Source organism: Pseudomonas sp. BP11-1-1 (assembly GCF_052112105.1).
Taxonomy (GTDB): Bacteria; Pseudomonadota; Gammaproteobacteria; order Pseudomonadales; family Pseudomonadaceae; genus Aquipseudomonas; species Aquipseudomonas alvandae.
Window position 1 is genome coordinate 15,713 of record NZ_JAUTYU010000031.1, and the last position, 25,510, is coordinate 41,222.

Annotated in this window: 28 protein-coding genes and 1 pseudogene; 23 read left to right on the top strand and 6 right to left on the bottom strand. The window is 60.8% G+C overall.

The window, feature by feature from the left end:
- The first annotated feature begins 2 nt into the window (after positions 1–2).
- Positions 3–791: a hypothetical protein gene (locus Q7C33_RS28420; RefSeq protein WP_334597082.1), complete on the top strand. Its 789-nt coding sequence runs from the start codon at positions 3–5 to the stop codon at positions 789–791.
- Positions 792–964: 173 nt separating this feature from the next.
- On the opposite strand, the gene prmB is transcribed toward Q7C33_RS28420, so the two are convergent.
- Positions 965–1,873 (bottom strand): 50S ribosomal protein L3 N(5)-glutamine methyltransferase, encoded by a 909-nt coding sequence (prmB, locus tag Q7C33_RS28425; protein ID WP_181289807.1) that lies wholly within the window; start codon positions 1,871–1,873, stop codon positions 965–967.
- Positions 1,874–2,127: 254 nt separating this feature from the next.
- Between prmB and Q7C33_RS28430 the strand changes: the two genes are divergently transcribed.
- The 5 genes from Q7C33_RS28430 (at position 2,128) to Q7C33_RS28450 (ending at position 4,898) form a co-directional block, all read left to right on the top strand.
- On the top strand, positions 2,128–2,718 hold the full coding sequence (locus Q7C33_RS28430) for a cysteine hydrolase family protein (protein ID WP_030142333.1): 591 nt from the start codon (positions 2,128–2,130) through the stop codon (positions 2,716–2,718).
- Positions 2,719–2,849: 131 nt separating this feature from the next.
- The gene (locus Q7C33_RS28435) at positions 2,850–3,170 is read left to right on the top strand and encodes a hypothetical protein (RefSeq protein ID WP_030142334.1); all 321 of its coding nucleotides are present in this window, start codon (positions 2,850–2,852) and stop codon (positions 3,168–3,170) included.
- Between the two features lie 74 nt (positions 3,171–3,244).
- Positions 3,245–3,802: a Smr/MutS family protein gene (locus tag Q7C33_RS28440; protein ID WP_025214971.1), complete on the top strand. Its 558-nt coding sequence runs from the start codon at positions 3,245–3,247 to the stop codon at positions 3,800–3,802.
- Positions 3,803–3,879: 77 nt separating this feature from the next.
- Complete coding sequence (folE, locus tag Q7C33_RS28445) at positions 3,880–4,425, top strand: GTP cyclohydrolase I FolE (protein ID WP_030142335.1); 546 nt, start codon at positions 3,880–3,882, stop codon at positions 4,423–4,425.
- Between the two features lie 101 nt (positions 4,426–4,526).
- On the top strand, positions 4,527–4,898 hold the full coding sequence (locus Q7C33_RS28450) for a glutathione S-transferase N-terminal domain-containing protein (protein ID WP_030142336.1): 372 nt from the start codon (positions 4,527–4,529) through the stop codon (positions 4,896–4,898).
- Between the two features lie 143 nt (positions 4,899–5,041).
- On the opposite strand, the gene Q7C33_RS28455 is transcribed toward Q7C33_RS28450, so the two are convergent.
- Complete coding sequence (locus tag Q7C33_RS28455; protein ID WP_030142337.1) at positions 5,042–6,208, bottom strand: aminotransferase-like domain-containing protein; 1,167 nt, start codon at positions 6,206–6,208, stop codon at positions 5,042–5,044.
- 82 nt (positions 6,209–6,290) lie between these two features.
- Here Q7C33_RS28455 and Q7C33_RS28460 point away from each other — a divergent pair, with 82 nt between their 5' ends.
- The 3 genes from Q7C33_RS28460 (at position 6,291) to Q7C33_RS28470 (ending at position 9,099) form a co-directional block, all read left to right on the top strand.
- Positions 6,291–6,728, top strand: a complete 438-nt coding sequence (locus Q7C33_RS28460) for a MarR family winged helix-turn-helix transcriptional regulator (RefSeq protein WP_030142338.1) — start codon at positions 6,291–6,293, stop codon at positions 6,726–6,728.
- 333 nt (positions 6,729–7,061) lie between these two features.
- The gene (locus Q7C33_RS28465; protein ID WP_030142339.1) at positions 7,062–8,411 is read left to right on the top strand and encodes an NCS2 family permease; all 1,350 of its coding nucleotides are present in this window, start codon (positions 7,062–7,064) and stop codon (positions 8,409–8,411) included.
- Between the two features lie 61 nt (positions 8,412–8,472).
- Positions 8,473–9,099 carry a LysE family translocator gene (locus tag Q7C33_RS28470; RefSeq protein ID WP_030142340.1) on the top strand — a complete coding sequence of 209 codons (627 nt, stop codon included), beginning with the start codon at positions 8,473–8,475 and terminating at the stop codon, positions 9,097–9,099.
- A gap of 203 nt (positions 9,100–9,302) precedes the next feature.
- Here Q7C33_RS28470 and uraH read toward each other — a convergent pair whose 3' ends face one another.
- A complete protein-coding gene (gene uraH, locus Q7C33_RS28475; RefSeq protein WP_217861449.1) occupies positions 9,303–9,656 on the bottom strand; it encodes a hydroxyisourate hydrolase in 354 nt (117 codons plus the stop codon).
- A gap of 413 nt (positions 9,657–10,069) precedes the next feature.
- Here uraH and puuE point away from each other — a divergent pair, with 413 nt between their 5' ends.
- The 6 genes from puuE to Q7C33_RS28505 all read left to right on the top strand — a co-directional run bounded on the left by puuE (position 10,070) and on the right by Q7C33_RS28505 (position 15,823).
- Positions 10,070–10,996 (top strand): allantoinase PuuE, encoded by a 927-nt coding sequence (puuE, locus tag Q7C33_RS28480; RefSeq protein WP_407684564.1) that lies wholly within the window; start codon positions 10,070–10,072, stop codon positions 10,994–10,996.
- On the top strand, positions 10,993–11,508 hold the full coding sequence (gene uraD, locus Q7C33_RS28485) for a 2-oxo-4-hydroxy-4-carboxy-5-ureidoimidazoline decarboxylase (protein ID WP_258649850.1): 516 nt from the start codon (positions 10,993–10,995) through the stop codon (positions 11,506–11,508). Before puuE ends, uraD begins: the two co-directional genes overlap by 4 nt.
- Positions 11,509–11,574: 66 nt before the next feature.
- Positions 11,575–12,570, top strand: a complete 996-nt coding sequence (gene alc / locus Q7C33_RS28490; protein WP_030142344.1) for an allantoicase — start codon at positions 11,575–11,577, stop codon at positions 12,568–12,570.
- A 121-nt stretch (positions 12,571–12,691) separates the two neighbouring features.
- On the top strand, positions 12,692–13,195 hold the full coding sequence (locus Q7C33_RS28495; RefSeq protein ID WP_030142345.1) for an ureidoglycolate lyase: 504 nt from the start codon (positions 12,692–12,694) through the stop codon (positions 13,193–13,195).
- 51 nt (positions 13,196–13,246) lie between these two features.
- Positions 13,247–14,542, top strand: coding sequence for a urate hydroxylase PuuD (locus Q7C33_RS28500; protein WP_030142346.1), 1,296 nt, complete (start codon positions 13,247–13,249; stop codon positions 14,540–14,542).
- Between the two features lie 495 nt (positions 14,543–15,037).
- Positions 15,038–15,823, top strand: a complete 786-nt coding sequence (locus tag Q7C33_RS28505) for an outer membrane protein OmpK (protein WP_198798325.1) — start codon at positions 15,038–15,040, stop codon at positions 15,821–15,823.
- A 216-nt stretch (positions 15,824–16,039) separates the two neighbouring features.
- Here the strand turns inward: Q7C33_RS28505 and Q7C33_RS28510 are convergent, their stop codons facing one another.
- Positions 16,040–17,194 (bottom strand): patatin-like phospholipase family protein, encoded by a 1,155-nt coding sequence (locus tag Q7C33_RS28510; RefSeq protein WP_407684565.1) that lies wholly within the window; start codon positions 17,192–17,194, stop codon positions 16,040–16,042.
- Positions 17,195–17,230: 36 nt separating this feature from the next.
- Positions 17,231–18,163 carry a lipid A biosynthesis lauroyl acyltransferase gene (locus tag Q7C33_RS28515; RefSeq protein WP_030142349.1) on the bottom strand — a complete coding sequence of 311 codons (933 nt, stop codon included), beginning with the start codon at positions 18,161–18,163 and terminating at the stop codon, positions 17,231–17,233.
- A gap of 118 nt (positions 18,164–18,281) precedes the next feature.
- Between Q7C33_RS28515 and minC the strand changes: the two genes are divergently transcribed.
- From minC to Q7C33_RS28545, 6 genes are all read left to right on the top strand, one after another.
- Positions 18,282–19,016 carry a septum site-determining protein MinC gene (gene minC / locus Q7C33_RS28520; protein WP_030142350.1) on the top strand — a complete coding sequence of 245 codons (735 nt, stop codon included), beginning with the start codon at positions 18,282–18,284 and terminating at the stop codon, positions 19,014–19,016.
- 201 nt (positions 19,017–19,217) lie between these two features.
- Entirely contained in the window at positions 19,218–20,030 is an 813-nt protein-coding gene (gene minD / locus Q7C33_RS28525) for a septum site-determining protein MinD (protein ID WP_025214989.1), read from the top strand.
- Positions 20,030–20,284: a cell division topological specificity factor MinE gene (minE, locus tag Q7C33_RS28530; protein ID WP_003179111.1), complete on the top strand. Its 255-nt coding sequence runs from the start codon at positions 20,030–20,032 to the stop codon at positions 20,282–20,284. The genes minD and minE overlap by 1 nt, the downstream gene beginning before the upstream one ends.
- Before the next feature lie 181 nt (positions 20,285–20,465).
- Positions 20,466–21,101, top strand: coding sequence for an RluA family pseudouridine synthase (locus Q7C33_RS28535; protein ID WP_018612476.1), 636 nt, complete (start codon positions 20,466–20,468; stop codon positions 21,099–21,101).
- A gap of 244 nt (positions 21,102–21,345) precedes the next feature.
- Positions 21,346–22,635, top strand: coding sequence for a M18 family aminopeptidase (locus Q7C33_RS28540; protein WP_407684566.1), 1,290 nt, complete (start codon positions 21,346–21,348; stop codon positions 22,633–22,635).
- A 220-nt stretch (positions 22,636–22,855) separates the two neighbouring features.
- A complete protein-coding gene (locus Q7C33_RS28545) occupies positions 22,856–23,038 on the top strand; it encodes a hypothetical protein (protein WP_323154598.1) in 183 nt (60 codons plus the stop codon).
- Between the two features lie 7 nt (positions 23,039–23,045).
- Here the strand turns inward: Q7C33_RS28545 and Q7C33_RS28550 are convergent, their stop codons facing one another.
- Entirely contained in the window at positions 23,046–23,771 is a 726-nt protein-coding gene (locus Q7C33_RS28550) for a UTRA domain-containing protein (RefSeq protein ID WP_030142353.1), read from the bottom strand.
- 350 nt (positions 23,772–24,121) lie between these two features.
- Here Q7C33_RS28550 and Q7C33_RS28555 point away from each other — a divergent pair, with 350 nt between their 5' ends.
- Entirely contained in the window at positions 24,122–25,189 is a 1,068-nt protein-coding gene (locus Q7C33_RS28555) for an ABC transporter substrate-binding protein (protein ID WP_198798091.1), read from the top strand.
- 180 nt (positions 25,190–25,369) lie between these two features.
- Positions 25,370–25,510, top strand: a pseudogene (locus tag Q7C33_RS28560) (alkaline phosphatase family protein); the annotation flags it as partial.

Here is a 25,510-nt window from a genome sequence, read left to right on the forward strand (position 1 = left end):
TTATGACTGAGACTGAAACTTCACCCGACACCGCTGCCGAAACGGCCACCCCAGCCGCAGCGGAACTGCCTTGGGCGGACGTGCAGGCCGAGCATCACAAAATGCTCCGGCTGGCCCCGCTCAAGACCGATCGCGCCACTGGCGTGCGACCCCTGCGGTTTGTCGAGTTCAGCTATGCCGAACGCCATAGCAAGGAACGCAGCTTGCTGCGCATGAGCATCAAGTTGCCGGGCCAGCGGGTGCGCAAGGAACAGAACCACCTCGACGTCTGGGCCGACCACGTCGAGAAACGCCTGTTCTTCTCGCCCGACAGTTTGCAAGTCGAACCCCTGAATCGGGGCATCGGCCGCTTCCTCGCCGCCCAGGGCATCACCTGGGCCAAGAAGCGTTGGTCGAGCTATCGGGTTGACGGCACCGATTTGAACAACAAGGACGCACTGAACGAAGACACGCGCCTGCGCCGTGATCACTTCCTCAAGGCCCACGGTTTCGAAGTGGTCTACGCCGACGCGCAGCACCTCAAGGGCAGCGTGAAACAAGCCCAGGTCGGCGATCTAACGGGCGACTGGAACACCGAAAAACTGCAATTCGTTGAAATCCTCGAAGCCGCACAGATGCTCCAGCAAGCCGAGCAGAACCTGGCGGAACAGGAGGTCAAGCTTAAGCAGCAGGAAGAGAAGGTCAACAAGTTCAAGCGCGAAGACACCGGGTTGCGCTTCACCATCACTTGCCTGGTGGCGTTTGCGATGTTCCAGGCGGGGCTGTTGATCTGGATTGCGACGCGGCATTGACGGCTATCAGAAGTGTCTGACGCACCCGGTGGCGAGGGGATTTATCCCCGCTGGGCTGCGCAGCAGCCCCCGACACTCGTTCTGATACACCGCGGCGTTAGATTTAGGGGCGCTTCGCACCCCAACGGGGATAAATCCCCTCGCCACAAAAGCGGTCGCCAACACCGCCGGGATCAAACCCTGGACGCAAACAACGCCTGGTGCTCACGGCACTGCTCGGCGCTGAGCATGAACACACCGTGGCCGCCGCGCTCGAACTCCAGCCAGGCGAAGTCGACTTCCGGGTACAGCGCTTCGACGTGCACTTGGCTGTTGCCCACTTCAACGATCAACAGTCCCTTGTCGGTCAGATGATCGGCCGCCTCGGCCAGCATCCGCCGAACCAGGTTCAAGCCATCATCGCCACAGGCCAGGCCTAGCTCCGGCTCATGCTGGTATTCCTGGGGCATGTCGGCGAAATCTTCCGCATCGACGTAGGGCGGGTTCGACACGATCAGGTCGAAACGTTGCCCCGGCAGCCCATCGAAACCATCCCCCTGAACCGTGAATACACGCTCATCGACACCGTGGCGCTCGATGTTCTGATTGGCGACTTCCAGCGCTTCGAATGACAAGTCCGCCAGCACCACCTCGGCTTCGGGGAATTCATAGGCGCAAGCGATCCCGATGCAACCGGAGCCGGTGCACAGGTCAAGGATTCGCGCAGGTTCCTGGCCGAGCCAAGGCTCGAAACGTTTTTCAATCAACTCGCCGATGGGCGAACGCGGAATGAGCACGCGCTCGTCGACGATGAAGGACATTCCGCAGAACCAGGCCTCACCCAACAAGTACGCGGTCGGAATGCGTTCCGCGATGCGCCGGCGCAGCAGACGTTGCACATGCACCAACTCCTCGTCTTCGAGGCGGCAATCCAGGTAGCTGTCGGCAATTTCCCATGGCAGGTGCAGCGCGCCCAACACTAACTGGCGTGCCTCGTCCCAGGCGTTGTCGGTGCCATGGCCAAAGAACAGATCCTCCCCATGGAAACGGCTGACGGCCCAACGGATATGGTCGCGCAGGGTGCGAAGGCGGGAAGTGATCACGGCGGCAAACTCCAGAAAAATCGACGGGCGAGTCTATCAGCCAAACACGCGGTCACCCAAACGTGCCTGAAGTCAGGACGAAATATGCCGGACAAACTGTAGGATTCTTCCGTTTTATGCGCGGCCCATTGAACAAAGCGCAGATCTTGACAAGGCTGTAGGCCAGCAATGACGGCCCTTGCGATGGAAGCGATTCACAGAACCGCTCAGCCAGAGGAGAATGTCGCAAAAGCCCCACTCGAAGGAGCCCCAGAATGTCCGTTCCAAAAACGATGTTTCAACTCAGTGGTCGTGGTTATGCGGCGGCCAACCTGAGTCAAGCGACCCTGATCATCATCGACGCCCAGAAAGAATACCTCGCCGGCCCCCTGGCCCTGAGCGGCATGGATGCGGCGGTCGCGAACATCAAGCAACTGCTCGGTGCAGCCCGCGCCGCCGGACGGCCGATCGTGCACGTGCGCCACCTGGGCACCCATGGCGGGCTGTTCGATCCACAGGGTGAACGCGGGGAATTCATTCCAGGCCTTGAACCACAAGGCGACGAAACCGTGATCGAAAAGCTGCTGCCCAGCGCTTTCCACGGCACCGACCTGAAGAAGCGGCTGGAAGAGCTGGGTCCACTGGACCTGATCGTCTGCGGCTTCATGAGCCATTCCAGCGTCAGCACCACCGTGCGCGCCGCCAAGAACCTGGGTTTCCGTTGCACCCTGGTGGAAGATGCCTGCGCCACGCGCGACCTGCCGCACAAGGGCGGCGTCCTCAGCGCCGAACACGTGCACCAGACCGAAATGGCAATCATGGCGGACAACTTCGCCACGCTGGCCATGACCCGCGACTTCGCCTGATCCCGCCCTGGATGAGCGGTCGCTGTGCCGCTCATCCGCAAAAGCCTCTCATTTGCCGCAATAGGCTTGGCTTCAGGAACAACCCGAACATCTTCCGGTCGAAGGGCCGATACCCATTGAGGAAGGTCGGAATGAAGATATCCGATGGTTTTGACGCACGTCGCTTGCGGCCCAAAGGCCCGAGCAACTGGCGATTTCGTATCGGCGCGGGCATCGCGGCGCTGCTGGCAACACTGGGTGTGCTGCTGGCAATGGCAGGTGCCGCCAGCCTGCTTGGTCGTCCGCCCGCACTGGGCGAGTTGAATGCCACCCCGCTGGGTTCGGCGGTCATCCTGGCAATCGGTCTGTTGGTACTGCTGCTGGGCGTCTGGCTCTGGCGCCGTTGCCGCCGACGCGCCCGCCAATCCCTGGAGCTGGCCATGGCTCCGCACCTGATGAAAAAGCACGACTGATCCGCCATCCGACGTTTTGTCGCGCCCTATCCTACCGGAGTTGGGTAAACTGGCCGGCCTTCGCGGAGGCTGACATGCAAGACGACGACTTTTCCCTGTTCAAAAGTGCGATCCAGGGCGTAAAACCAATCAAACACGATCGCGCCGAAACGGGCAAACCCAAGGCCGATCGCGCACAGATCGCCAAGCTGCGCCAGGCCGCCACCGTACGCACCGACGCCACCACCGTGGACGGGTTGTCCGATCAGTTCGTCATTGACGTCGGTCCCGAAGACGAATTGATGTGGGCGCGCGACGGCGTCCAGGAAAGCCAGATGCGCAAGCTGAAGGTTGGCCAGATTCCCTTCGAAGGCAGCCTCGACCTGCACGGCATGACCGTCGAAAAGGCCCGCGAGACCCTGTGGGCGTTTCTCGCCGAAGCCACCAAGTTCGAAATCCGCTGCGTGCGCGTCACCCACGGCAAGGCCGTGCGGCTGGACGGCAAGCGGCCGATGATCAAGAGCCACGTCAACACCTGGCTGCGCCAACACCCACAAGTGCTCGGCTTCACCTCCTGCCAGGCGAAGCACGGCGGCGCCGGGGCGGTCTACGTGATGCTCAAGCGCACCATGATGGAAGGCCGCGACGAGTAGCCCCTGATTGCCGAGCTTGCAGCGCCGTGTCCGCCACCGTACCCTTGCCCTTTGCGTAAATCCCCACAGGTAGTTTCATGTCTCTGGAACAGAATTACACCGCGATTCTCGGCCAACTGGGCGAGGACGTTTCCCGCGAGGGCCTGCTCGACACGCCCAAGCGCGCTGCCAAGGCCATGCAGTACCTTTGCCGCGGTTATGAACAGACCCTGGAAGAGGTCACCAACGGTGCCTTGTTCAGCTCCGACAACAGCGAGATGGTGCTGGTCAAGGACATCGAGTTGTACTCTCTGTGCGAGCACCATTTGCTGCCTTTCATCGGCAAGGCCCACGTGGCCTACATCCCGAGCGGCAAGGTGTTGGGCCTGTCGAAGGTCGCGCGCATCGTTGACATGTATGCCCGTCGCCTGCAGATCCAGGAAAACCTCAGCCGCCAGATCGCCGACGCGGTCCAGCAGGTGACCGGCGCCCTGGGCGTGGCGGTGGTGATCGAGGCCAAGCACATGTGCATGATGATGCGCGGCGTGGAAAAACAGAATTCCTCGATGATCACTTCGGTGATGCTCGGTGAGTTCCGGGAAAATGCGGCAACCCGCATGGAATTCCTCAGCCTGATCAAGTAAAGCGTCTCGCGAAGAAAACCGGCATTGATCGCCGGTTTTTTTTCGCCCGCGAAAAATCAGGTAAGCTGCGCGCCCTCTTCTTTCCGCCGTGAGGCTATAACGTGATCGTCAAAGCGCTTCGAGTTGGCCTGGGCCAGCTCATCATCTTCATCGACTTCATCACCCGCCCCGGCAAGAAAAAGCGTCCGGCCGACGCCCAGGCGCAAGTCGAACAGGCAGCTCGCGGCCTGACGTTGTATCAATTCCATGCCTGCCCGTTCTGCGTGAAGACGCGCCGGACCCTGCGTCGCCTCAACGTACCGGTAGCCCTGCGCGATGCAAAAAATAACCAACAGGATCGCCAGACGCTGCTGGAACAGGGTGGCCGGATCAAGGTGCCGTGCCTGCGCATTGAAGAGAATGGCGAGACCACCTGGATGTATGAGTCCAAGGTGATCATTGATTATCTGGATAAGCGGTTTTCTGCCGTCTGAGGATTTGATGGTGGGCTGAGGGCCTCATCGCGAGCAAGCTCGCTCCCACAGGAGGCCAATGCTGATTATAAATCTGCAATCACGCACGGTTCCCTGTGGGAGCGAGCTTGCTCGCGATGGGATCGGCCCAGCCGCCGGATATTTCAAGCCGCCTTGGCCGCCAAAGCGCCCCGCACCACCCCGGCCAATCGCTTCAGGCCCTCGTCCAGTCGCGCCGGATCGATATGGCTGAAGTTCAAGCGCAAGTGCCCCAGGTGCTTGTCCGGCTCTGGAAAGAACGGCTCACCCGGCATGAACGCCACGTCAACCGCCAACGCCTCGGCAAGCAAAGTCCGGGTGTCCAGCGGTTGCTTGAGCGTCAGCCAGAAAAACAACCCGCCCTGTGGCATGTTCCAATCCGCGATATCGGAAAAATGCCGCTGTAGCGCAGCCTGGAACCGATCGCGCCGATCCCGGTAGAAATCCCGCAGCGCTTGCAGGTGGCTGCGGTACTGCTCGGTGCCAATCCACTGCAGCGCCTGCCATTGGCCGATGCGATTGGTATGCAGGTCCGCCGATTGCTTGAGCCGCAGCAGGTGTGGGAACAAGTCCGGGCTGGCGATCAGATAACCCACCCGCAGGCCCGGCAACAGGGTTTTCGACACAGTGCCGGTGTAGATCCAACTGGCCTTCTTCAAGCGACTGGCAATAGGCGTGGCGCTGCCGCCGTCGAAGGTCAGCTCGCGGTAAGGTTCGTCTTCGATCAGCGTCACGCCGAACTCATCCAGCAGCGCCGCCACCGCATCGCGCTTGGCCTCGCTGTAGCGCACCGCCGAAGGGTTCTGGAACGTTGGAATCAGGTAGATGAAGGCCGGTCGATGCCGCTCCAGCCGGGCCCGCATGTGCTCCAGGTCCGGGCCGTCCGCCTCAAGGGGGACAGTGATGCAGTCGGCGCCGAACAGCTGAAAGATTTGAAGGGCCGCGAGATACGTCGGCGCTTCGAGCATGACTTCGGTGCCGACGTCGATGTGCAGTTTGGCCGCCAGGTCGAGGGTTTGCTGGGAACCGCTGACCACCAGCACCTGGCTCGCCTCGCAAGCCAGGCCCAACGACCGCGCCTGGGCGGCCAATGCTTCGCGCAGGGCCGGCTCGCCCTCGCTCATGCCGTATTGGCCCATGGACAGCGGCATCGCGCCCCACTCCACCTTGGGCAGCATGGCTTCGGCCGGCAGGCCACCGGCGAACGACATCACTTCCGGGCGCTGCGCCGCAGCGAGGATTTCTCGAATCAAAGAACTTTTGAGGCGCGAGACACGTTCGGAAAAAGCCATGGGGGTCACCTGTAGCGAGGCCTTGGAAAAATGAGTCAAACTGTTTGACCGAAATTACCTCGCCGCCCTTGGAAACGTCAATATGCTTGACCTTAAAAACCCGTCCTCCCAACAAATGGCCATGGAAGCATTCTTCTTCGGTTACCAGGCGTTCACCGCCAAGGCCGATGAAATGCTCGAGCGTCGCGGGCTGAGCCGGGTGCACCAGCGCATCGTTTTTTTCATCGCCCGCTACCCCTCCTTGAGCGTGAAGGAACTGCTGGCATTGCTGGGCGTGACCAAGCAGGCATTGAACATGCCCTTGCGGCAATTGATGGAGATGCACCTGGTCAGCAGCGTCGCGTCCGAAACCGACAAGCGTAAGCGGCTGCTGGAATTGACGGCGGAGGGCCAGCGATTCGAACAGGCGCTGCGCCGTGAACAGGTGAAATTGCTGGAGCGGGTGTTTGCCGAAGCCGGGGAAGCGGCGGTGGATGGGTGGTTGGCGGTGAACCTGGCACTGGGGAAATCCAGTGATTGAAGGCGTCTGATCAGACGCTATCGCGAGCAAGCTCGCTCCCACAGGGGTTCAGTGGTGAAGACAAATCTTGCATTCATCACAGTCCGCTGTGGGAGCGAGCCTGCTCGCGAAGGCATCCGCATGGCCGATATATCCCCATCTCCATAAATTTCGTCGACAAAACAGAAAACATTATTTGCATTATTTGTATACAAAAGCATAATTCGCTTCGTGCGAGTTCCTGACCATCAGGTCAACTACTACGCCAGCCTTACCTGCCTCAAAGCTTCGCCGTCACCCTCAGGGGGCGTGCGGGGCTGGAAATAACAATAAAACTCTTGAGGAGTACTCGCTGTGGAAAGCCGCAAACCCGAAGCCCAGACCCTGGACCTCTCGCCGCCACTACGCAGTGGCTGGCTGGAGCGCCTCTTCAAACTCAGCTTGCATGGCACCACGGTGAAGACCGAGCTGATCGCCGGTCTGACGACCTTCATCACCATGGCCTACATCATTTTCGTCAACCCCAACATCATGGCCGACGCGGGCATCGATCATGGTGCAGCGTTCGTCGCCACCTGCATCGCCGCCGCCCTGGGTTGCCTGTTGATGGGGCTCTATGCGAACTGGCCGGTGGGCCTGGCACCGGGCATGGGCCTGAACGCCTTCTTCACCTACACCGTGGTCGGCACCATGGGCTACAACTGGGAAACCGCGCTGGGCGCGGTGTTTATATCCGGTGTGCTGTTCATGATCCTGACCTTGTCGCGGGTGCGTGAATGGCTGCTCAACAGCATTCCCGTGAGCCTGCGGTTCGCCATGGGTGCAGGGGTCGGGTTGTTTCTCGGGCTGATCGGCCTGAAGACCGCCGGCATCATCGTCGACAGCCCCGCTACCCTGATCAAGCTCGGCTCGCTGCGTGAGCCCGGTCCGTTGTTGGCCGCGGTGTGCTTCCTGATGATCGCCGTGCTCAGTTATCACCGCGTGTTCGGCGCGATCCTGATCAGCATCATCGCCGTGACGTTGGCCGGCTGGGGCCTGGGATTGGTGCAGTACAACGGCGTCATGTCGACACCGCCAAGCCTGGCCCCGACCTGGATGGCGATGGACGTGGCCGGTGTGTTCAACATCAGCATGATCAGCGTGGTGCTGGCCTTCCTGTTCGTGCACATGTTCGACACCGCCGGCACCCTGATGGGCGTCGCCCAGCGCGCCGGCCTGGTGAAGGCCGATGGCAAGATCGAGAACCTGTCCCGCGCCCTGAAAGCCGACAGCGCCTCCAGCGTATTCGGCGCCATGGTCGGGGTGCCGCCGGTGACGAGCTACGTGGAAAGCGCCGCCGGTGTCGCCGCCGGTGGCCGCACGGGGCTTACCGCCGTGACTGTCGGTGTGCTATTTATTGCCGCCATGTTCTTCGCACCGCTGGCCGGGATGATCCCGGCCTATGCCACGGCCGGCGCCTTGATCTACGTCGCCATGCTGATGATGGGCGGCATGGCCCATATCGAATGGGACGAACCCACCGACAGCATCCCGGCCATCGTCACGGCCATCATGATGCCCCTGACCTTCTCGGTCGCCGATGGCATCGCGCTGGGTTTCATCACCTACGTGGTGCTCAAGGCCGGTACCGGTAAACACAAGGAAATTTCCGTTAGCCTGTGGGTGCTCTGCGCGATCTTCATCGCCAAGTTCATCTTCTTGTAAGCGCTGCCGTATCCACCCGCCTCACCCCTTGGGTGAGGCTTTTGTACATCAGGAGCAAGCAATGAATCTGGAAACCTGGTTATTGTTCAGTGGCGCCGCCTTGGTGGTGATCCTCATCCCCGGCCCGTTGTCATTGCTGATGATCGGCAATAGCCTGAACTATGGCCTGCGCCGCTCGTATCCGGCGTTCCTGGGTGGCGTGATCGCGTCGATCTGCCTGTTGAGCGCTTCGGCGCTGGGGCTTGGTGCGTTGTTGATGGCGTCGGAGCAATTGTTCAGTGCCCTGAAGATCGTCGGTGCGTTATACCTGTTCTACCTTGCCTGGCAGAGCTGGCAGCAATCGCGCCAGCCTTCCCAGGGCGCCGAGGTACCACAAGCGGCCGCCACTCCGCGCTTTCGCGCCTTGTTCGGCCGGGCGTTCGTCCTGGGTGCCAGCAATCCAAAGGACATCTTGTTCTTCGCCGCGTTCCTGCCGCAATTCTTGAACGCCGGACAGCCATTCCTGCCGCAGTTGCTGGTCATGATTGCGACCTGGACCGTGCTGGACCTGCTATGCAAGCTGGCTTATGGGCTGGGTGCCCATGGCGCTGCCCGGTATCTGCGCACCGGTAAGGGCCAGAGCTGGTTCAACCGGGTCAGCGCCGGTTTGTTTGGTGGCGCGGGGGCCGCATCCTTGTTGAGCCGCTAAAAAAGCAAACGCTTCGCGAGCAAGCCCGCTCCCACAGGTTTTTGTGAACGACAAAAATCCAGTGTGGGAGCGGGCTTGCTCGTGAAGGCACCCTCCCAGACACCGTATTCTCATGGGCGAAAAAAAGCCCGCAGTGTGGGCGGGCTAAAAACCAAAGAAGCTCTATGCGCAGTCGCCTCCAGGGCAAGGCAGCTGTTGGGGGATCAACTGCCTCGATAGGTTGAATAGGCGTAGGGCGAAATCAGCAACGGCACGTGGTAATGCTCCTGCTCTTGCGAGATACCGAAGCGCAGCACCACCACATCGAGAAACGCCGGCTCGGCCAGTTGAACGCCACGGGCGCGGTAGTAGTCACCGGCGTGGAACTGGATCTGGTAGACCCCGCTGCGGTAATCATCCCCCTGCAGCAGCGGCACATCGCAACGGCCGTCGCCATTGGTCAAAGCACTGGCAACCAACCGCAATTGCGAACCCTCGACACGGTACAGCTCGATCTTGATCGAGCTTCCAGGGCAGCCGTGCGCTGCATCCAAAACATGAGTAGTCAAACGTCCCATTGATTGTGCGCGCCTCGCTGCAGAACAGTCCGGCCCGACGCCTCCTGAATCAGTTGAAAGACAGGCCGCACCGTTTCGGAGCACGAAACGCTACGGCAATGAGCGAATTAAGACACTTTAAACGCAAATTGTACACAATACAAAATACTTATTTTACCCCCAGGTCACGCGACGACAGCTCAACGTCGTGTTCAAGCCAAACCAACGGATACGTGACCCTCCAGGCGATAAATTGACCAAATGGGCAGGTTTCTTGCAGTGTAGACATTGTGGGGGACACGGTGAAAAATGCAAAAAATCAGGCTTACAAATCGCGCATAAAGTTGTATACAATCACTCCATCGTCGTGACGCCAGCCTGAGACTCATCGCCAGGGCGCCACCCACATGGTTCGAACAAGAAGGAAAACTGCAGTGAGCGCTGACTACCCACGCGACCTGATCGGTTACGGCAATAACCCTCCGCACCCACACTGGCCGGGCAATGCCCGCATCGCCCTGTCCTTCGTGCTCAATTACGAAGAAGGCGGCGAGCGCAACGTCCTTCATGGCGACAAGGAATCCGAAGCGTTCCTTTCGGAGATGGTCGCGGCGCAAGCGCTGCAGGGCGAGCGCAACATGAGCATGGAATCGCTGTACGAGTATGGCAGCCGTGCCGGCGTCTGGCGGGTCCTCAAGTTGTTCAAGGAATTTGACGTTCCGCTGACTATCTTCGCGGTGGCGATGGCCGCCCAGCGCCACCCGGACGTGATCCGCGCCATGGTCGCCGCCGGTCACGAAATCTGCAGCCACGGCTATCGCTGGATCGACTATCAATACATGGATGAGGCCCAGGAGCGCGAGCACATGCTCGAAGCGATCCGCATCCTCACCGAAATCACTGGCGAGCGTCCGCTGGGCTGGTACACCGGCCGCACCGGCCCAAACACCCGGCGCCTGGTGATGGAAGAAGGCGGTTTCCTCTACGACAGCGACACCTACGACGACGACCTGCCCTACTGGGAGCCGAACAACCCCACCGGCAAGCCGCACCTGGTGATCCCCTACACCCTCGACACCAACGACATGCGTTTCACCCAGGTGCAGGGTTTCAACAAGGGCGACGACTTCTTCCAATACCTCAAGGACGCTTTCGACGTGTTGTACGCCGAAGGCGCCGAAGCCCCGAAGATGCTTTCCATCGGCCTCCATTGCCGCTTGATCGGCCGCCCTGCACGCCTGGCCTCCCTCAAGCGTTTCCTCGAATACGCCAAGGGCCATGAACAGGTCTGGTTCAGTCGTCGCGTCGACATCGCCCGTCATTGGCAGCAGACCCATCCGTATCAGGGAGCGTCCAAATGACCGCTTTCCAGACACTCAAGCCTTCCACCTTGAGCCGTGAAGCGTTCGTCCGGGCCTTTGCCGATATCTACGAACATTCGCCATGGGTGGCCGAAAAGGCCTTCGACCTGGGCCAGGATGCATCGATCGACGAGATCGAGACCCTACACCAGCGCATGAGCGACATCCTGTTGAGCGCCGATCATGCCAGCCAGCTGGCCCTGATCAACGCTCACCCGGACCTGGCCGGCAAAGCCGCCGTCCAGGGCCAGCTGACCGAAGCCAGCACCAACGAACAGGCTGGCGCCGGTATCCACCAATGCACGGCCGAAGAGTTCCAGCGCTTCACCGAGCTGAACGAGGCCTATAAAGCCAAGTTCAAGTTTCCCTTCATCATGGCGGTAAAAGGCAGCAACCGGCACCAGATCCTCGCTGCGTTCGAAACGCGCATTCACCACTCGGCAGACGCCGAATTCAAGTGCGCATTGGCGGAGATCAACAAGATCGCGTTGTTCCGATTACTGACCCTTTAGCGAGCGGCCCCTGACACCAGGTCCTGCAAGCATCCCCAGCCAACTTATCAAAGGCAGACAAGAAGAATGAAAGCTTACGCCGTACCGTTCGAAAAGTTCGTCAACCTGGCCGACGCCCGCCTGGGCACCAAGATCATCTCGGTAACCGATGACTGGTTTGCCGACGCCAATCGCCTGTTCCAGCCGACTCCGGCCGTGTGGAAGGAGGGCGTGTTCGACGACAACGGCAAGTGGATGGACGGCTGGGAGTCGCGCCGCAAGCGCTTCGAAGGCTACGACAGCGCGGTCATCCGCCTGGGCGTGCCGGGCTCGATCAAGGGCGTGGACATCGACACTTCATTCTTCACCGGCAACTACCCACCGTCGGCTTCCCTGGAAGCGTGTTTCCTGGCGGACGGCGAGCCGGACGAAAACACCCAGTGGACTGAAGTGCTGTCGGCCGTCGAGCTGCAGGGCAACAGCCATCACTACCACGAGATCAGCAACGACCAGGCCTTCAGCCACCTGCGCTTCAACATCTACCCCGATGGCGGCGTGGCCCGGCTGCGGGTCTATGGTGTGCCGTATCGCGACTGGTCGGCCGTGGGCGACAACGAACAGATCGACCTGGCCGCCGCCCTCAATGGCGGACGCGCCCTCGCCTGCTCCGATGAACACTTCGGTCGCATGAGCAACATCCTCAACCCAGGCCGTGGCGTGAACATGGGCGATGGCTGGGAAACCGCCCGTCGTCGCACACCTGGCAATGACTGGGTGATCGTCGCCCTGGGCCATGCCGGTATCGTTGAAAAAGTCGTCGTCGACACGCTGCACTTCAAAGGCAACTACCCGGACAGTTGCTCGATCCAGGGCGCATTCGTCAAGGGCGGCACCGACAGCCAGATCGAAACCCAGTCGCTGTTCTGGCGCGAATTGCTGCCGAGCCAGAAGCTGGAGATGCACGCCGAACACACCTTTGCCGAGCAGATCAAGGAACTGGGGCCGATTACCCATATCCGCCTGAACGTGTTCCCAGACGGTGGCGTAAGTCGCCTGCGCGTGCTCGGCAAGGTATCGAAATAAGGGTGAACCCAAATCGCGAGCAAGCTCGCTCCCACATTTGAAATGCATTCCCCTGTGGGAGCGAGCTTGCTCGCGATGGCGGCAGAATAAACAACACAGAATCCAAGGTAAGAAGACCAGCATGCGCACACTCAAGATCGAACCGTTGACCAAAGAAGCCTTCGCCCCGTTCGGTGACGTGATCGAAACCGACGGCAGCGATCACTTCATGATCAACAACGGTTCGACCATGCGCTTCCATCGCCTGGCGACGGTTGAAACCGCGACGCCGGACGACAAGGCGATCATCAGCATTTTCCGCGCCGACGCGCTGGACATGCCGCTGACCGTGCGCATGCTGGAGCGCCATCCGCTGGGCAGCCAGGCCTTCATTCCGCTGCTCGGCAACCCCTTTCTGATCGTGGTCGCGCCACTTGGCGATGCACCTGTATCAGGTTTGGTCCGCGCCTTCGTCACCAACGGCAGGCAGGGCATCAATTACCATCGCGGCGTCTGGCACCACCCGGTGCTGACGATCGAAAAGCGGGATGACTTCCTGGTGGTTGATCGCAGTGGCACAGGCAATAACTGCGATGAGCATTTTTTCCAAGAGGATGAGTTTCTGATCCTCGCCCCCCACCAATAAGAGAAGGTCCGATCACGCGAAAACAAGCGTGACGGGCGAGAGGTAAAGACTGTGGAAGCACATTTGCTGGAATGGCTGAACCTGAGCATTCGCTGGGTTCACATGATCACTGGCGTTGCCTGGATCGGCGCGTCGTTCTACTTCGTCTGGCTGGAAAACAACCTCAATCGCGTCAACCCCAGGAGCGGCCTGGCCGGCGACCTCTGGGCCATCCACGGTGGCGGCATCTACCACCTGGAAAAATACAAGCTCGCACCACCGTCCATGCCGGACAACCTGCACTGGTTCAAGTGGGAAGCCTATTTCACCTGGATGTCGGGCATCGCGCTGTTGTGCGTGGTGTTCTATTGGAACCCGACCGTCTACCTGCTGGCGCCCGGCAGCAGCCTGAGCGGCCTTGAAGGCGTCGCCCTGGGCATCGGCTCGTTGTTCGTCGGCTGGTTTGTCTATTCATCGCTCTGCGATTCAGCCCTGGGCAAGCGCCCCGCCCTGCTCGGCCTGATCCTTTTCGTGCTGTTGATCGCCGCGGCCTACGGGTTCAGCAAGGTGTTCAGCGGTCGCGGTGCCTACCTGCACGTCGGCGCCGTCATCGGCACGATCATGGTCGGCAACGTGTTCCGCATCATCATGCCGGCCCAGCGCGCGCTGGTAGCGGCCATCGCCGAAAACCGCACGCCCGACCCGGCGCTACCAGCCAAGGGTCTGTTGCGTTCGCGCCACAACAACTATTTCACCCTGCCAGTGCTGTTCATCATGATCAGCAACCATTTCCCGAGCACCTACGGCAGCCAATACAACTGGCTGATCCTGGCCGGGATCGCCGTGGCGGCGGTATTGGTGCGGCACTATTTCAACACGCGCCATGACAGCAACCGGTTCGCCTGGACGCTGCCGGTCGGCGCCCTGGCGATGATCTGCCTGGCGTATGTCACCGGGCCCAAGCCGATGCCCACCGCGCCGGAAGTCGCCAAGGTCCCGGGTGCGATCGAATATCAGCCACTGCCCGAGACTGCCGTGGGCGGCGGCGCCAAACCGGCGGCACCGGCGCAGGCACCCGCGCCAGCACAGGCGTCCAATGCCCAGGGGCCGTCATTCGAAAAAGTCCACAGCGTGATCCAGGAACGCTGCTCGGTCTGCCACTCGGCCAAGCCCACCAGCCCCCTGTTCAGCGCGGCGCCGGGCGGAGTGATGTTCGACACCCCGCAGCAGATCCAGCAACAGGCCGCGCGCATCCAGGCCCAGGCCGTGACCAGCCAGATCATGCCACTGGGCAACATCACCCAGATGACCCAGCAAGAACGCGATCTGATCGGCGCTTGGATCAACCAGGGCGCGCAAACCAACTGAGCCACTTTTTTCGACAAATGTCATACCGCTGACAGGCCGACCGGCAACTACCGGTCGCCCGTCAGCGACTGTCTGCGCCTCAACAATAAAAACAAGAGGAAAGCATCAGATGATCCAGCCCCGCCATCACGCCCAGGATTCGCCGCGCATGCGCCGTTGCAGGGCACTTGAGCCCTTCAAGGCAAGTCCGTATCCTGCGCGGCCGTTCGACGCGGGCCGACAACAAAATCCCTTCCGATCCTGACCGGACCGCCAGCTTATTGCGGCGCTGGCGGACCTGAACGCGCCCCTGAACACAACGTTCCGACTGTTCCATTACTGCAGGGCAAGCCATTTCCAGTTTTTGCCGAACTTGGCTCAGCGCTTGCTATCAGCATTCGCCACGCTCAAAAAGCTGACCGAACGGATGTTTTTCATCCATGGAAAAAGGCGCCACACCAGAGCGCTGACCTGAAAAAAGAAACGCGGTACCACTTACCTTTGGGAGCAAACCGAATGAAACGTACGTGCACCAGCCTGATCGTTGCGGGATCTTTGTTGGCCGGGGGGCAGGCCCTGGCAGGCGATCTGCTCCAATGGCAGAACAACAGCCTGAGCTACCTCTATGGCAAGGATTTCCAGATCAATCCACGCATCCAGCAAACCGTGACGTTCGAGCACGCCGATGCGTGGAAATACGGCGACAACTTTTTCTTCCTCGACCGCATCTTCTATAACGGCCAGGACGACAGCCAGTCCGGCCCGAACACGTACTACGGCGAGTTCAGCCCACGCTTGTCGTTCGGCAAGATTTTTGATCAGAAGCTGGAAATGGGCCCGGTCAAGGACGTGCTGCTGGCAATGACCTACGAGTTCGGCGAAGGCGACAACGAGTCGTACCTGATCGGCCCGGGCTTCGACCTGGCGATTCCCGGTTTCGATTATTTCCAGCTGAATTTCTATAACCGCCAGACCCAGGGGGCTCGCGCCGGCGACAACGTCTGGCAGATCACCCCGGTCTGGGCCTATACCGTGCCGGTGGGCTCGTCCGACATTCTCATCGACGGCTTCATCGACTGGGTGGTGGACAACGACGCCAACTCGAAGGGCACCTACCACGCCAACCTGCACATCGTCCCGCAGATCAAATATGACTTGGGCAAGGCCTTGAAGCTGGGCGCCAAGCAGCTGTATGTCGGCGTGGAATACGACTACTGGAAGAACAAATACGCGATTGAAGACAGCGATGGGTTCAAGACCAACCAGAGCAATACCAGCTTCTTGCTGAAGTACCATTTCTGACCCCGGGTTCCAAATCCGCAGCAATACCCTGTGGGAGCGAGCTTGCTCGCGATGGCGGTGGGTCAGCCTGCCCAGATGCTGGATGTGCCGCCGTCATCGCGAGCAAGCTCGCTCCCACATTGGCTTCGTGGAGGCCACAGAATTTAGCGTCCACCGCAAATTCCTTGTGGGAGCGAGCCTGCTCGCGATAGCGGTAACACCTGCGTGCATCACGCCTCAGGACAATCCCAAGAACCGACTCAACGCCTCACGCTGCGCCAGCGCATCCTGACGCCCAAGCTCGATCAATTCACCGCAGTATCCCGCCTCGAACAGCAGATAGCTCAACACGCCGGCACCGCTGGTCTTGGTCGCGCCCGGCCCACGCAAAAACACCCGCAACGCGCGCGGCAGTTCCTGGCGATGACGGGCGGCGATTTCATCGATCGGCTGGCTCGGTGAGATCACCAACACTTCCACCGCAGCCGCACCAAGCGCATGGGCCGGTACATCGTCGGGCAGCAGGTGACTGAACTGGTTAAGACGCTCGAGCAACTCGATGTCGCTTTCCAGGCTGTCGATGAACGTACTGTTGAGCATGTGGCCGCCAATCTGCGCGAGCGTCGGTTGCAAACCGGTGTAGCTGCGCTCCTGGGGCCTTTGCCCACCCGCACCGCGGGGGTTGCCACTGACACCGATGACCAGCACACGATTGGCCCCCAGGTGCAAGGCTGGGCTGATCGGCGCCGATTGGCGCACCGCACCGTCGCCGAAGTACTGGGGACCGATCTTGACCGGCGCGAATAACAAGGGGATCGCCGAGCTGGCCAGCAGGTGCTCGACGGACAATTGCGCGGGCACACCGATGCGCCGATGTCGCAACCAGGCATCAATGGTGCCGCGCCCTTGATAGAACGTTACCGCCTGTCCGGACTCGTAGCCGAACGCGGTGACTGCCACCGCCCGCAATTGGTGCTCGGCAATCGCCTGCTCGATACCCGACGCATGGAATTGCGCCTGGAGCAACTCGCGCAGTGGCGAACTGTCGATCAGCGCCACCGGCAACTTGGCCCCCAGGCCCAGCAGGCTGTGGATGATGAAACGCGTCGCCTGGGCAAGCACGCCGCGCCAGTCGCTGCGCATCACCTGATGGCTGCGCACCGCCTGCCAGAAAGCCGTCAGCCGCTCGATGGCGGTCTTGAAATCGGTCGCCCCACTCGCCAGGCTGACCGCGTTGATGGCGCCAGCCGACGTGCCGACGATCACCGGAAACGGGTTTCGCGCCCCGTCCGGCAACAGCTCGGCGATGGCCGCCAATACGCCCACCTGATACGCCGCCCGAGCCCCGCCGCCGGAAAGAATCAATCCTGTCACCGGTTCAGCTGGGGTCATCGCGATGCTCCGTGCTCAGTCAATTGGACTACATACTCAACCGCGTTTTTCGTACAACTTCGGCTCACCCGGTGGACGGGTCTTGAAACGCCGATGGGCCCAGAGATATTGCTCGGGACAGGCGCTCACCGAGCGCTCGACCCATTGATTGATCCGAATGCAGTCGCCTTCATCGGTCTCGCCGGGAAAGTTTTCCAACGGCGCCTGGATCACCAGGCGATAGCCGCTGCCATCGGCCAGCCGTTCCTGGACGAACGGCACGACCAGCGCCTTGCCCAGGCGGGCGAACTTGCTGGTTGCGGTAACCGTTGCGGCCTGAATGCCAAACAATGGCACGAACACACTCTGCTTGGCACCGTAGTCCTGGTCCGGCGCGTACCAGATCGCCCGACCGGCGCGCAGCAATTTGAGCATGCCACGCACGTCATCGCGTTCCACCGCCAGGGAATCGAGGTTGTGCCGCTCGCGTCCCCGGCGCTGGATATAGTCGAACAGCGGATTATTGTGCTCGCGGTACATGCCGTCGATGGTGTGCTGCTGGCCGAGCAGCGCCGCGCCGATTTCCAGCGTGGTGAAATGCAGTGCCATGAGGATCACGCCCCTGCCGTCGCGCTGGGCCTGCTTGAGGTGCTCCAGCCCTTCGACATGGGCCAGCTTCGCCAAGCGCGGACGCGACCACCACCAGCTCATGGCCATTTCGAAGAAAGCGATACCGGTGGAGGCAAAGTTTTCCTTGAGCAGACGCTTGCGCTCGGCGGCGGACTTCTCGGGGAAGCACAGCTGCAGATTCCGACTGGCGATGCGCCGCCGGTCGCCGGCCAACCGGTACATCAGCACGCCCAGCGCCCGGCCGATCCGCAGCAGCAGCGGATAGGGCAACTGAACGATCAGCCACAACAGCCCCAGGCCGCACCACAGCAGCCAGAAACGCGGATGAAAAAATGCAGCTCGAAAACGCGGGCGATCCATTACAGCTTCCATTAAGACATGGGCCGCGCATTCTACATTGTTCGACCCGGGTTGCGGCTGACGGGCGATCTCGTTATAAGTCTCGGCACTTTTAGTGACAAGTCGTTGTACGCCGACCATGAGCCAAACCGAACCGCTAGACCAAGATCCCGTGTTCCAGCTGAAGGGCAGCATGCTCGCCATTACGGTGCTGGAACTGGCCCGTAACGACCTGGAAGGTCTTGACCGGCAGTTGGCGGCAAAAGTCGCCCAGGCCCCGAATTTTTTCAGCAATGCCCCGCTGGTGCTGGCGTTGGACAAGCTGCCGGCCGGCGAAGGCTCGGTGGATTTGCCAGGCCTGATGCGCGTTTGCCGCCAGCACGGCCTGCGCACCCTGGCGATCCGCGCCAGCCGTATCGAAGACATCGCCGCCGCCATTGCCGTGGATATTCCGGTGCTGCCACCCTCGGGCGCCCGTGAACGGGTGCTGGAACTGAGCCCGGCCGAACCGAAAAAACCGGAAAAACCACCCGAGCCCACCATCAAGCCCACCCGAGTCATCACCTCGCCGGTGCGCGGCGGACAGCAGATTTATGCCCAGGGTGGCGATCTGGTCGTCGTATCCTCGGTCAGCCCGGGGGCGGAACTTCTGGCCGATGGCAACATCCATGTATACGGCCCGATGCGCGGCCGTGCGCTGGCCGGTGTCAAGGGCGACACCAAGGCAAGGATCTTCTGTCAGCAGTTGAGCGCTGAACTGGTCTCCATCGCCGGGCAATACAAGGTTTCCGAGGATTTGCGGCGCGACCCGTTATGGGGGGCCGGCGTCCAGGTCAGCCTGTCGGGCGACGTGTTGAACATCATTCGGCTTTAACGGATACTGCCGCATTTTCCAAGCATCTCTAAAACCTAGCGAATACGGCTTATACGACGTAGGAAAAAGGATCAGGCAGCGTTTACCGGAGGTAGACCCCGCCCAATCCCCGATTCCAGCCAAGCCTGTCCAATTGCAGCAGTTTTCCAGAGATGTTTTTCAGGGGCTGACAAAGTCCTTTTTCCTTAGGGGTGAAACACCTTGGCCAAGATTCTCGTGGTTACATCCGGCAAGGGTGGTGTGGGTAAGACCACCACCAGCGCCGCTATCGGTACCGGCCTCGCCTTGCGCGGCCACAAAACAGTCATCGTCGACTTCGACGTCGGCCTGCGTAACCTCGACCTGATCATGGGTTGCGAGCGCCGCGTGGTCTATGACTTCGTCAACGTGGTCAATGGCGAAGCGAACCTGCAACAGGCCCTGATCAAGGACAAGCGCCTTGAGAACCTCTACGTATTGGCTGCCAGCCAGACCCGCGACAAAGACGCGCTGACCCAGGAAGGCGTGGAAAAGGTCCTGATGCAGCTCAAGGAAGACTTCGAGTTCGTGGTCTGCGACTCCCCGGCCGGTATCGAGAAAGGTGCCCACCTGGCCATGTACTTCGCTGACGAAGCGATCGTCGTGACCAACCCGGAAGTCTCCTCGGTCCGTGACTCCGATCGCATGCTGGGCCTCTTGGCGAGCAAATCCCGCCGTGCCGAGCAAGGCGAAGAGCCGATCAAGGAGCACCTGCTGCTGACCCGCTACAACCCGCAACGCGTCAGCGACGGTGAAATGCTTGGCGTCGAAGACGTCAAGGAAATCCTCGCGGTGACCCTGCTGGGCGTGATTCCAGAATCCCAAGCCGTACTCAAGGCCTCGAACTCCGGTGTGCCGGTCATTCTTGACGACCAGAGCGACGCCGGCCAGGCATACAGCGATGCTGTCGATCGCCTGCTGGGCAAAACCGTCGAGCATCGATTCCTCGACGTCACGAAGAAAGGTTTCTTCGAGCGCCTGTTTGGAGGTAGGTAATGAACCTTTTTGACTTCTTTCGTGCCAACAAAAAGCCCAGTACCGCCTCGGTCGCGAAAGAGCGTCTACAGATCATCGTGGCGCACGAACGCGGCCAACGCAGCACACCCGACTACCTGCCTGCCCTGCAGAAGGAACTGGTCGAGGTGATCCGCAAGTACGTCAACATCGGTAGCGATGACGTGCACGTGGCGCTGGAAAGCCAGGGCAGTTGCTCGATCCTGGAACTCAACATCACCCTGCCGGATCGCTGATCGACCCGGCTGGAGCCACGGCGGCTCGGCCCCAGCTTTTGTGGGAGCGGGCTTGCTCGCGAAGACGGTGGCACATTCAAGATCAATGTGCCTGAAAAACCGCTTTCGCGAGCAAGCCCGCTCCCACGATAAGGCTGTGGGGGCCGAGCCGCCGTTGGCGTTTGTAACGAGACTGTTTTCAATGCCCCTGTCCAACATCCGCATCATTCACCAGGACGCCGCCGTGCTGGTGGTCGACAAGCCGACCCTGCTGCTCTCCGTGCCCGGCCGGGCCGACGATAACAAGGACTGCCTGATCACTCGCCTGCAGGAAAACGGCTACCCGGAAGCACGAATCGTGCACCGGCTGGACTGGGAAACCTCCGGCATCATCCTGCTGGCCCGCGACCCCGACACCCATCGCGAACTGTCACGGCAATTTCATGATCGAGAAACCGAAAAAGCCTACACCGCATTGTGCTGGGGCCAACCGGAACTGGACAGCGGCAGCATCGACCTACCCTTGCGCTATGACCCGCCGACCAAGCCTCGCCACGTGGTGGATCACGAACAGGGCAAGCACGCCTTGACGTTCTGGCGCGTGCTGGAACGCTGTGGCGACTGGTGCCGAGTCGAGCTGACACCGATTACTGGGCGCTCGCACCAATTGCGCGTGCACATGCTCTCCATCGGTCACCCATTGCTGGGCGACGGGCTCTATGCCCACCCGCAAGCCCTGGCCGCCTGGCCACGCCTGTGCCTGCACGCCAGCATGCTCAGCTTCACCCATCCGCAGAGCGGCGAACGCCTGCGCTTCGAGTGCCCGGCACCGTTCTAAGAAACACCACCGTCATTGTGGCGAGGGAGCTTGCTCCCGCTGGGGTGCGAAGCAGCCCTAAAGGCGCATCTCGGTATGCCTGCTTGATTGCGTTGCCGCTGTTGGGGCTGCTACGCAGCCCAGCGGGAGCAAGCTCCCTCGCCACGGGTTCGACATCCCCAAGTTCCCCATATACATACCCCTAACCCCTCCCCATCATCCACCAATACGGTAAACTCCCGCCCATCGCTGTCTGGAGTTACTTATGCGCGCAGAGTTGAACCAGGGCCTGATCGACTTCCTCAAGGCCTCCCCTACCCCGTTCCACGCCACCGCCAGCCTCGCCCAGCGCCTGGAGGCGGCGGGTTACCAGCGGCTTGATGAGCGCGAGACCTGGGCCACAGAGGCCAACGGTCGTTACTACATCACGCGCAACGATTCATCGATCATCGCCTTCAAGTTGGGCCGCAACTCACCGCTGCACGACGGCATCCGCCTGGTCGGCGCCCACACCGACAGCCCTTGCCTGCGGGTCAAGCCGCAGCCGGAACTGCAACGCCACGGATTCTGGCAACTGGGCGTGGAAGTCTATGGCGGCGCGTTGCTGGCGCCGTGGTTCGACCGCGACCTGTCCCTGGCCGGCCGCGTGACCTTCCGCCGTGATGGCAAGGTCGAGAGCCAGTTGATCGATTTCAAGGCACCGATCGCCATCATTCCGAACCTGGCCATCCACCTCAATCGCGAAGCCAATCAAGGTTGGGCAATCAACGCCCAGAATGAACTGCCACCGATACTCGCCCAGTTCGCCGGCGACGAGCGCGTCGACTTCCGCGCCGTGCTCACCGATCAACTGGCCCGGGAGCACGGCTTGAATGCCGACGTGGTGCTCGACTACGAGTTGAGTTTCTACGACACCCAAAGTGCCGCCATCGTCGGTTTGCATGGCGACTTCATCGCCGGCGCGCGCCTGGATAACCTGTTGTCGTGCTACGCCGGCCTGCAGGCCCTGTTGACCGCCGACACCGAAGAAACCTGCGTGCTGGTGTGCAACGACCACGAAGAAGTCGGCTCGACCTCGGCCTGCGGTGCCGACGGTCCGATGCTCGAACAGACCCTGCGCCGCCTGTTGCCCGAAGGTGAAGAGTTCGTACGCGCCATTCAGAAATCCTTGCTGGTCTCGGCGGACAACGCCCATGGCGTTCACCCCAACTACGCCGACAAGCACGACGCCAACCACGGTCCCAAGCTCAACGCCGGACCGGTGATCAAGGTCAACAGCAACCAGCGCTACGCCACCAACAGCGAAACCGCCGGATTCTTCCGCCACCTGTGCATGGCCGAGGAAGTACCGGTGCAAAGCTTCGTCGTGCGCAGCGACATGGGCTGCGGCTCGACCATCGGCCCGATCACCGCCAGCCAGTTGGGCGTGCGCACGGTGGACATCGGCCTGCCGACCTTCGCCATGCATTCGATCCGCGAACTGTGCGGCAGCCATGACCTGGCGCACCTGGTGAAAGTGCTGAGCGCGTTCTACGCTTCTCGCGAATTGCCCTAACCGCTGAACCTGTTCATGCAGCCTCCTGTGGCGAGGGGATTCATCCCCGCTCGGTTGCGCAGCGACCGTAGAATTTAGGGCCGCTGCGCGACCCAGCGGGGATGAATCCCCTCGCCACAACAGTGCCCGTCTCAAATTCTGGGGAGGCTGTGACATACATCAGCCCACCCCAGCCAAACCCCAACTAGACTGACCTTATCCCCCCGACAAGGCTGTCGCCATGATCTCCATGTCCTCGCTCAACGCCATGCTGGTGCCCATCATCGCTGGCATGATCCTGCTGGCCATCGGCTTCAATTTCCGCGACAAGAACGTCGGGGTGTTCGCCATGTGGATCGGCATGTTGCTGATCCTCGCGACGGTGTTGTTCAGGATCCTGGCGAAACTCAACGAGTCCTCCTGAACACGCCTCAGGCGGGTTGCTCCGGCACATCCACGCCCACGTGAATCGCGTCGTGCCGCCAGAACTCCAGGTCACAATCGATCAGCCGTTGATGCTGGTCATAGTTGACCCGCGCAATCCGAAGCCCGGGGCTGCCGACCGATACTTTCAGTGCCGCTGCCGCTTCCGGCTGTAGCGACGTAGGCACGATCTCGAATTTCACCCGGCCATAATGCAGGTCGTAATGGCGGGCATACAGCTCGGTCATCGACTGGTTGAGGTCAAAGTCGAGGATGCCCGGGAAATACGCCGGATTCAGGTAGTGCTCGACGTACAGCACCAATCGCTCATCGATGCGCCGGGTGCGACAGATCTGGATGACGCTGGACAGCGCCGGCAATTGCAGCCAGGCACAGACCGCTGCCGAAGCGGGTTGCAGGCGGGCCGAGATCACCTGGGTCGAAGGCACTCGGCCCTGGGCAGCGACCATCGCGTGGAAATGGCTACGCTGCATCAGGTTGTAGGCCAGCCTTGGTGGCGAGACAAACCAGCCCCTGCGCTCTTCCCGATAAATCTGTCCCTGGGCTTCAAGCTGCAACAAAGCCTCACGCACGGTGATCCGGGTGGTCCCGAACAACTCGCTCAACTTGCGCTCGGCCGGCAACTTGCTGCCCGGCGCCAGCAAGCCGTGGTCAAGCTGCTCCTGCAGGACCTGCCCGATGGTTGTCACCGCTTTGGTTGTTTCAACGCGCATCAACGTTACCTATCTGGACTAGACCAGCACTGTTTCGGGGCAGGATTCGATGCTGCATCGATCCACGTCTCATGCCTGCAAGCCTAGGCACTGCGCATGACTGATAGATGACACAACCGCCGAACGGTCAACACATGCGCTTGCAAATAAACGGCCAAGGCCTTGCAGATCAGGCGGTTACTCATGGTCTACGCTTATCCCACAGCGACCCTCCGTGAGCCCGATGATTGCTGGCGAACGTCCCACCGACATCAAAATGTCATGGGACCCGCCTACATTGGCTCAGGTATTGCTGACCTAGACCAACACAACCGCAATCGCAGCGTTGAAAACGCCCATAGGAGCTTCGGATGAAACAGCTTTTCCTGGCATCACTGTTAGGCTCGACCATTGCCATGTGCACCGCCGCCATGGCCGCTGATACCGATCTGAAAACGTTGGAAGCCGCTGCGAAAGCGGAAGGCGCCGTGAACAGCGTCGGCATGCCCGATGACTGGGCAAACTGGAAAGGCACCTGGGAAGACCTGGCCAAGAACTACGGTTTGAAGCACATCGACACCGACATGAGCTCGGCCCAGGAAATCGCCAAGTTCGCCGCTGAAAAAGACAACGCCAGCGCCGACATCGGCGACGTCGGCGCCGCTTTCGGCCCGATCGCGGTCAAGCAAGGCGTGGTCCAGCCTTACAAACCGAGCACTTGGGAACAAGTGCCGGATTGGGCCAAGGACAAGGATGGCAACTGGGCCCTGGCCTACACCGGCACCATCGCATTCATCGTCAACAAGAAACTGCTGCACGGTTCCGAAGTGCCGACCAAATGGGCCGACCTGAAATCGGGTAAATATAAAGTCTCGATTGGTGACGTGAGCACCGCGGCCCAGGCTGCCAACGGCGTACTGGCCGCAGCCCTGGCCAACGGCGGCAACGAGAAGAACATCGAGCCAGCGCTGTTGATGTTCGCTGACATCGCCAAGCAAGGGCGCCTGTCCATGGCCAACCCGACCATCGCGACCATGGAAAAAGGTGAAGTCGAGGTCGGCGTGGTCTGGGACTTCAACGGCCTGAGCTACAAGGCCAAGATGGCCAACCCGGATGACTACGTGGTACTGATCCCATCCGACGGCTCGGTGATCTCCGGCTACACCACCATCATCAACAAATACGCCAAGCACCCGAACGCCGCCAAGCTGACCCGCGAATACATCTTCAGCGACGCTGGCCAGATCAACCTCGCCAAGGGCAACGCCCGCCCGATCCGCGCCGAGCACCTGAAGCTGCCGGAAGAGGTCAAGGCCAAGCTGCTGCCGAACGAGCAGTACAAGGGCGTGACCCCGATCAAGGATGCGGATGCGTGGGAGAAGACCTCCAAGGCACTGCCGCAGAAGTGGAACGAAGAAGTCATCGTCGAGATGAAGTGAGGCGCTAGCTCCCGCTCCCGGATCACCGCTGATCCATTGTGGGAGCGAGCTTGCTCGCGATGAGGGAGTATCAGTCGACATGAGTATTGGCTGACACACCGCAATCGCGAGCAAGCTCGCTCCCACATTGGGCGCTTGGTGAACCGGTTTTTTTGGTTCTTGTCCGGAGTCCCGGTCCCCATGAAGCACAACGTCATCCTGGTGGTGCTCGACGGCCTCAATTACGAGGTTGCCCGGCACGCCATGGGACATTTGCAGGCTTATGTCGGCGCAGGACGCGCGGCGCTCTACAAGCTGGAATGTGAACTGCCCGCCCTGTCC

Bases quoted from the DNA above. Each gene is read 5' to 3' on its own strand.
- minE (WP_003179111.1), top strand. From the start codon at position 20,030: ATGAACCTTTTTGACTTCTTTCGTGCCAACAAAAAGCCCAGTACCGCC.
- Q7C33_RS28455 (WP_030142337.1), bottom strand. From the start codon at position 6,208: ATGGCTTTTTCCGAACGTGTCTCGCGCCTCAAAAGTTCTTTGATTCGA.
- Q7C33_RS28555 (WP_198798091.1), top strand. From the start codon at position 24,122: ATGAAACAGCTTTTCCTGGCATCACTGTTAGGCTCGACCATTGCCATG.
- Q7C33_RS28510 (WP_407684565.1), bottom strand. From the start codon at position 17,194: ATGACCCCAGCTGAACCGGTGACAGGATTGATTCTTTCCGGCGGCGGG.
- Q7C33_RS28435 (WP_030142334.1), top strand. From the start codon at position 2,850: ATGAAGATATCCGATGGTTTTGACGCACGTCGCTTGCGGCCCAAAGGC.
- uraH (WP_217861449.1), bottom strand. From the start codon at position 9,656: ATGGGACGTTTGACTACTCATGTTTTGGATGCAGCGCACGGCTGCCCT.
- Q7C33_RS28420 (WP_334597082.1), top strand. From the start codon at position 3: ATGACTGAGACTGAAACTTCACCCGACACCGCTGCCGAAACGGCCACC.
- Q7C33_RS28495 (WP_030142345.1), top strand. From the start codon at position 12,692: ATGCGCACACTCAAGATCGAACCGTTGACCAAAGAAGCCTTCGCCCCG.
- Q7C33_RS28540 (WP_407684566.1), top strand. From the start codon at position 21,346: ATGCGCGCAGAGTTGAACCAGGGCCTGATCGACTTCCTCAAGGCCTCC.
- Q7C33_RS28440 (WP_025214971.1), top strand. From the start codon at position 3,245: ATGCAAGACGACGACTTTTCCCTGTTCAAAAGTGCGATCCAGGGCGTA.
- Q7C33_RS28515 (WP_030142349.1), bottom strand. From the start codon at position 18,163: ATGGATCGCCCGCGTTTTCGAGCTGCATTTTTTCATCCGCGTTTCTGG.
- folE (WP_030142335.1), top strand. From the start codon at position 3,880: ATGTCTCTGGAACAGAATTACACCGCGATTCTCGGCCAACTGGGCGAG.
- Q7C33_RS28430 (WP_030142333.1), top strand. From the start codon at position 2,128: ATGTCCGTTCCAAAAACGATGTTTCAACTCAGTGGTCGTGGTTATGCG.
- Q7C33_RS28550 (WP_030142353.1), bottom strand. From the start codon at position 23,771: ATGCGCGTTGAAACAACCAAAGCGGTGACAACCATCGGGCAGGTCCTG.
- minC (WP_030142350.1), top strand. From the start codon at position 18,282: ATGAGCCAAACCGAACCGCTAGACCAAGATCCCGTGTTCCAGCTGAAG.
- alc (WP_030142344.1), top strand. From the start codon at position 11,575: ATGAAAGCTTACGCCGTACCGTTCGAAAAGTTCGTCAACCTGGCCGAC.
- Q7C33_RS28545 (WP_323154598.1), top strand. From the start codon at position 22,856: ATGATCTCCATGTCCTCGCTCAACGCCATGCTGGTGCCCATCATCGCT.
- uraD (WP_258649850.1), top strand. From the start codon at position 10,993: ATGACCGCTTTCCAGACACTCAAGCCTTCCACCTTGAGCCGTGAAGCG.
- Q7C33_RS28535 (WP_018612476.1), top strand. From the start codon at position 20,466: ATGCCCCTGTCCAACATCCGCATCATTCACCAGGACGCCGCCGTGCTG.
- Q7C33_RS28505 (WP_198798325.1), top strand. From the start codon at position 15,038: ATGAAACGTACGTGCACCAGCCTGATCGTTGCGGGATCTTTGTTGGCC.
- Q7C33_RS28470 (WP_030142340.1), top strand. From the start codon at position 8,473: ATGAATCTGGAAACCTGGTTATTGTTCAGTGGCGCCGCCTTGGTGGTG.
- Q7C33_RS28460 (WP_030142338.1), top strand. From the start codon at position 6,291: ATGCTTGACCTTAAAAACCCGTCCTCCCAACAAATGGCCATGGAAGCA.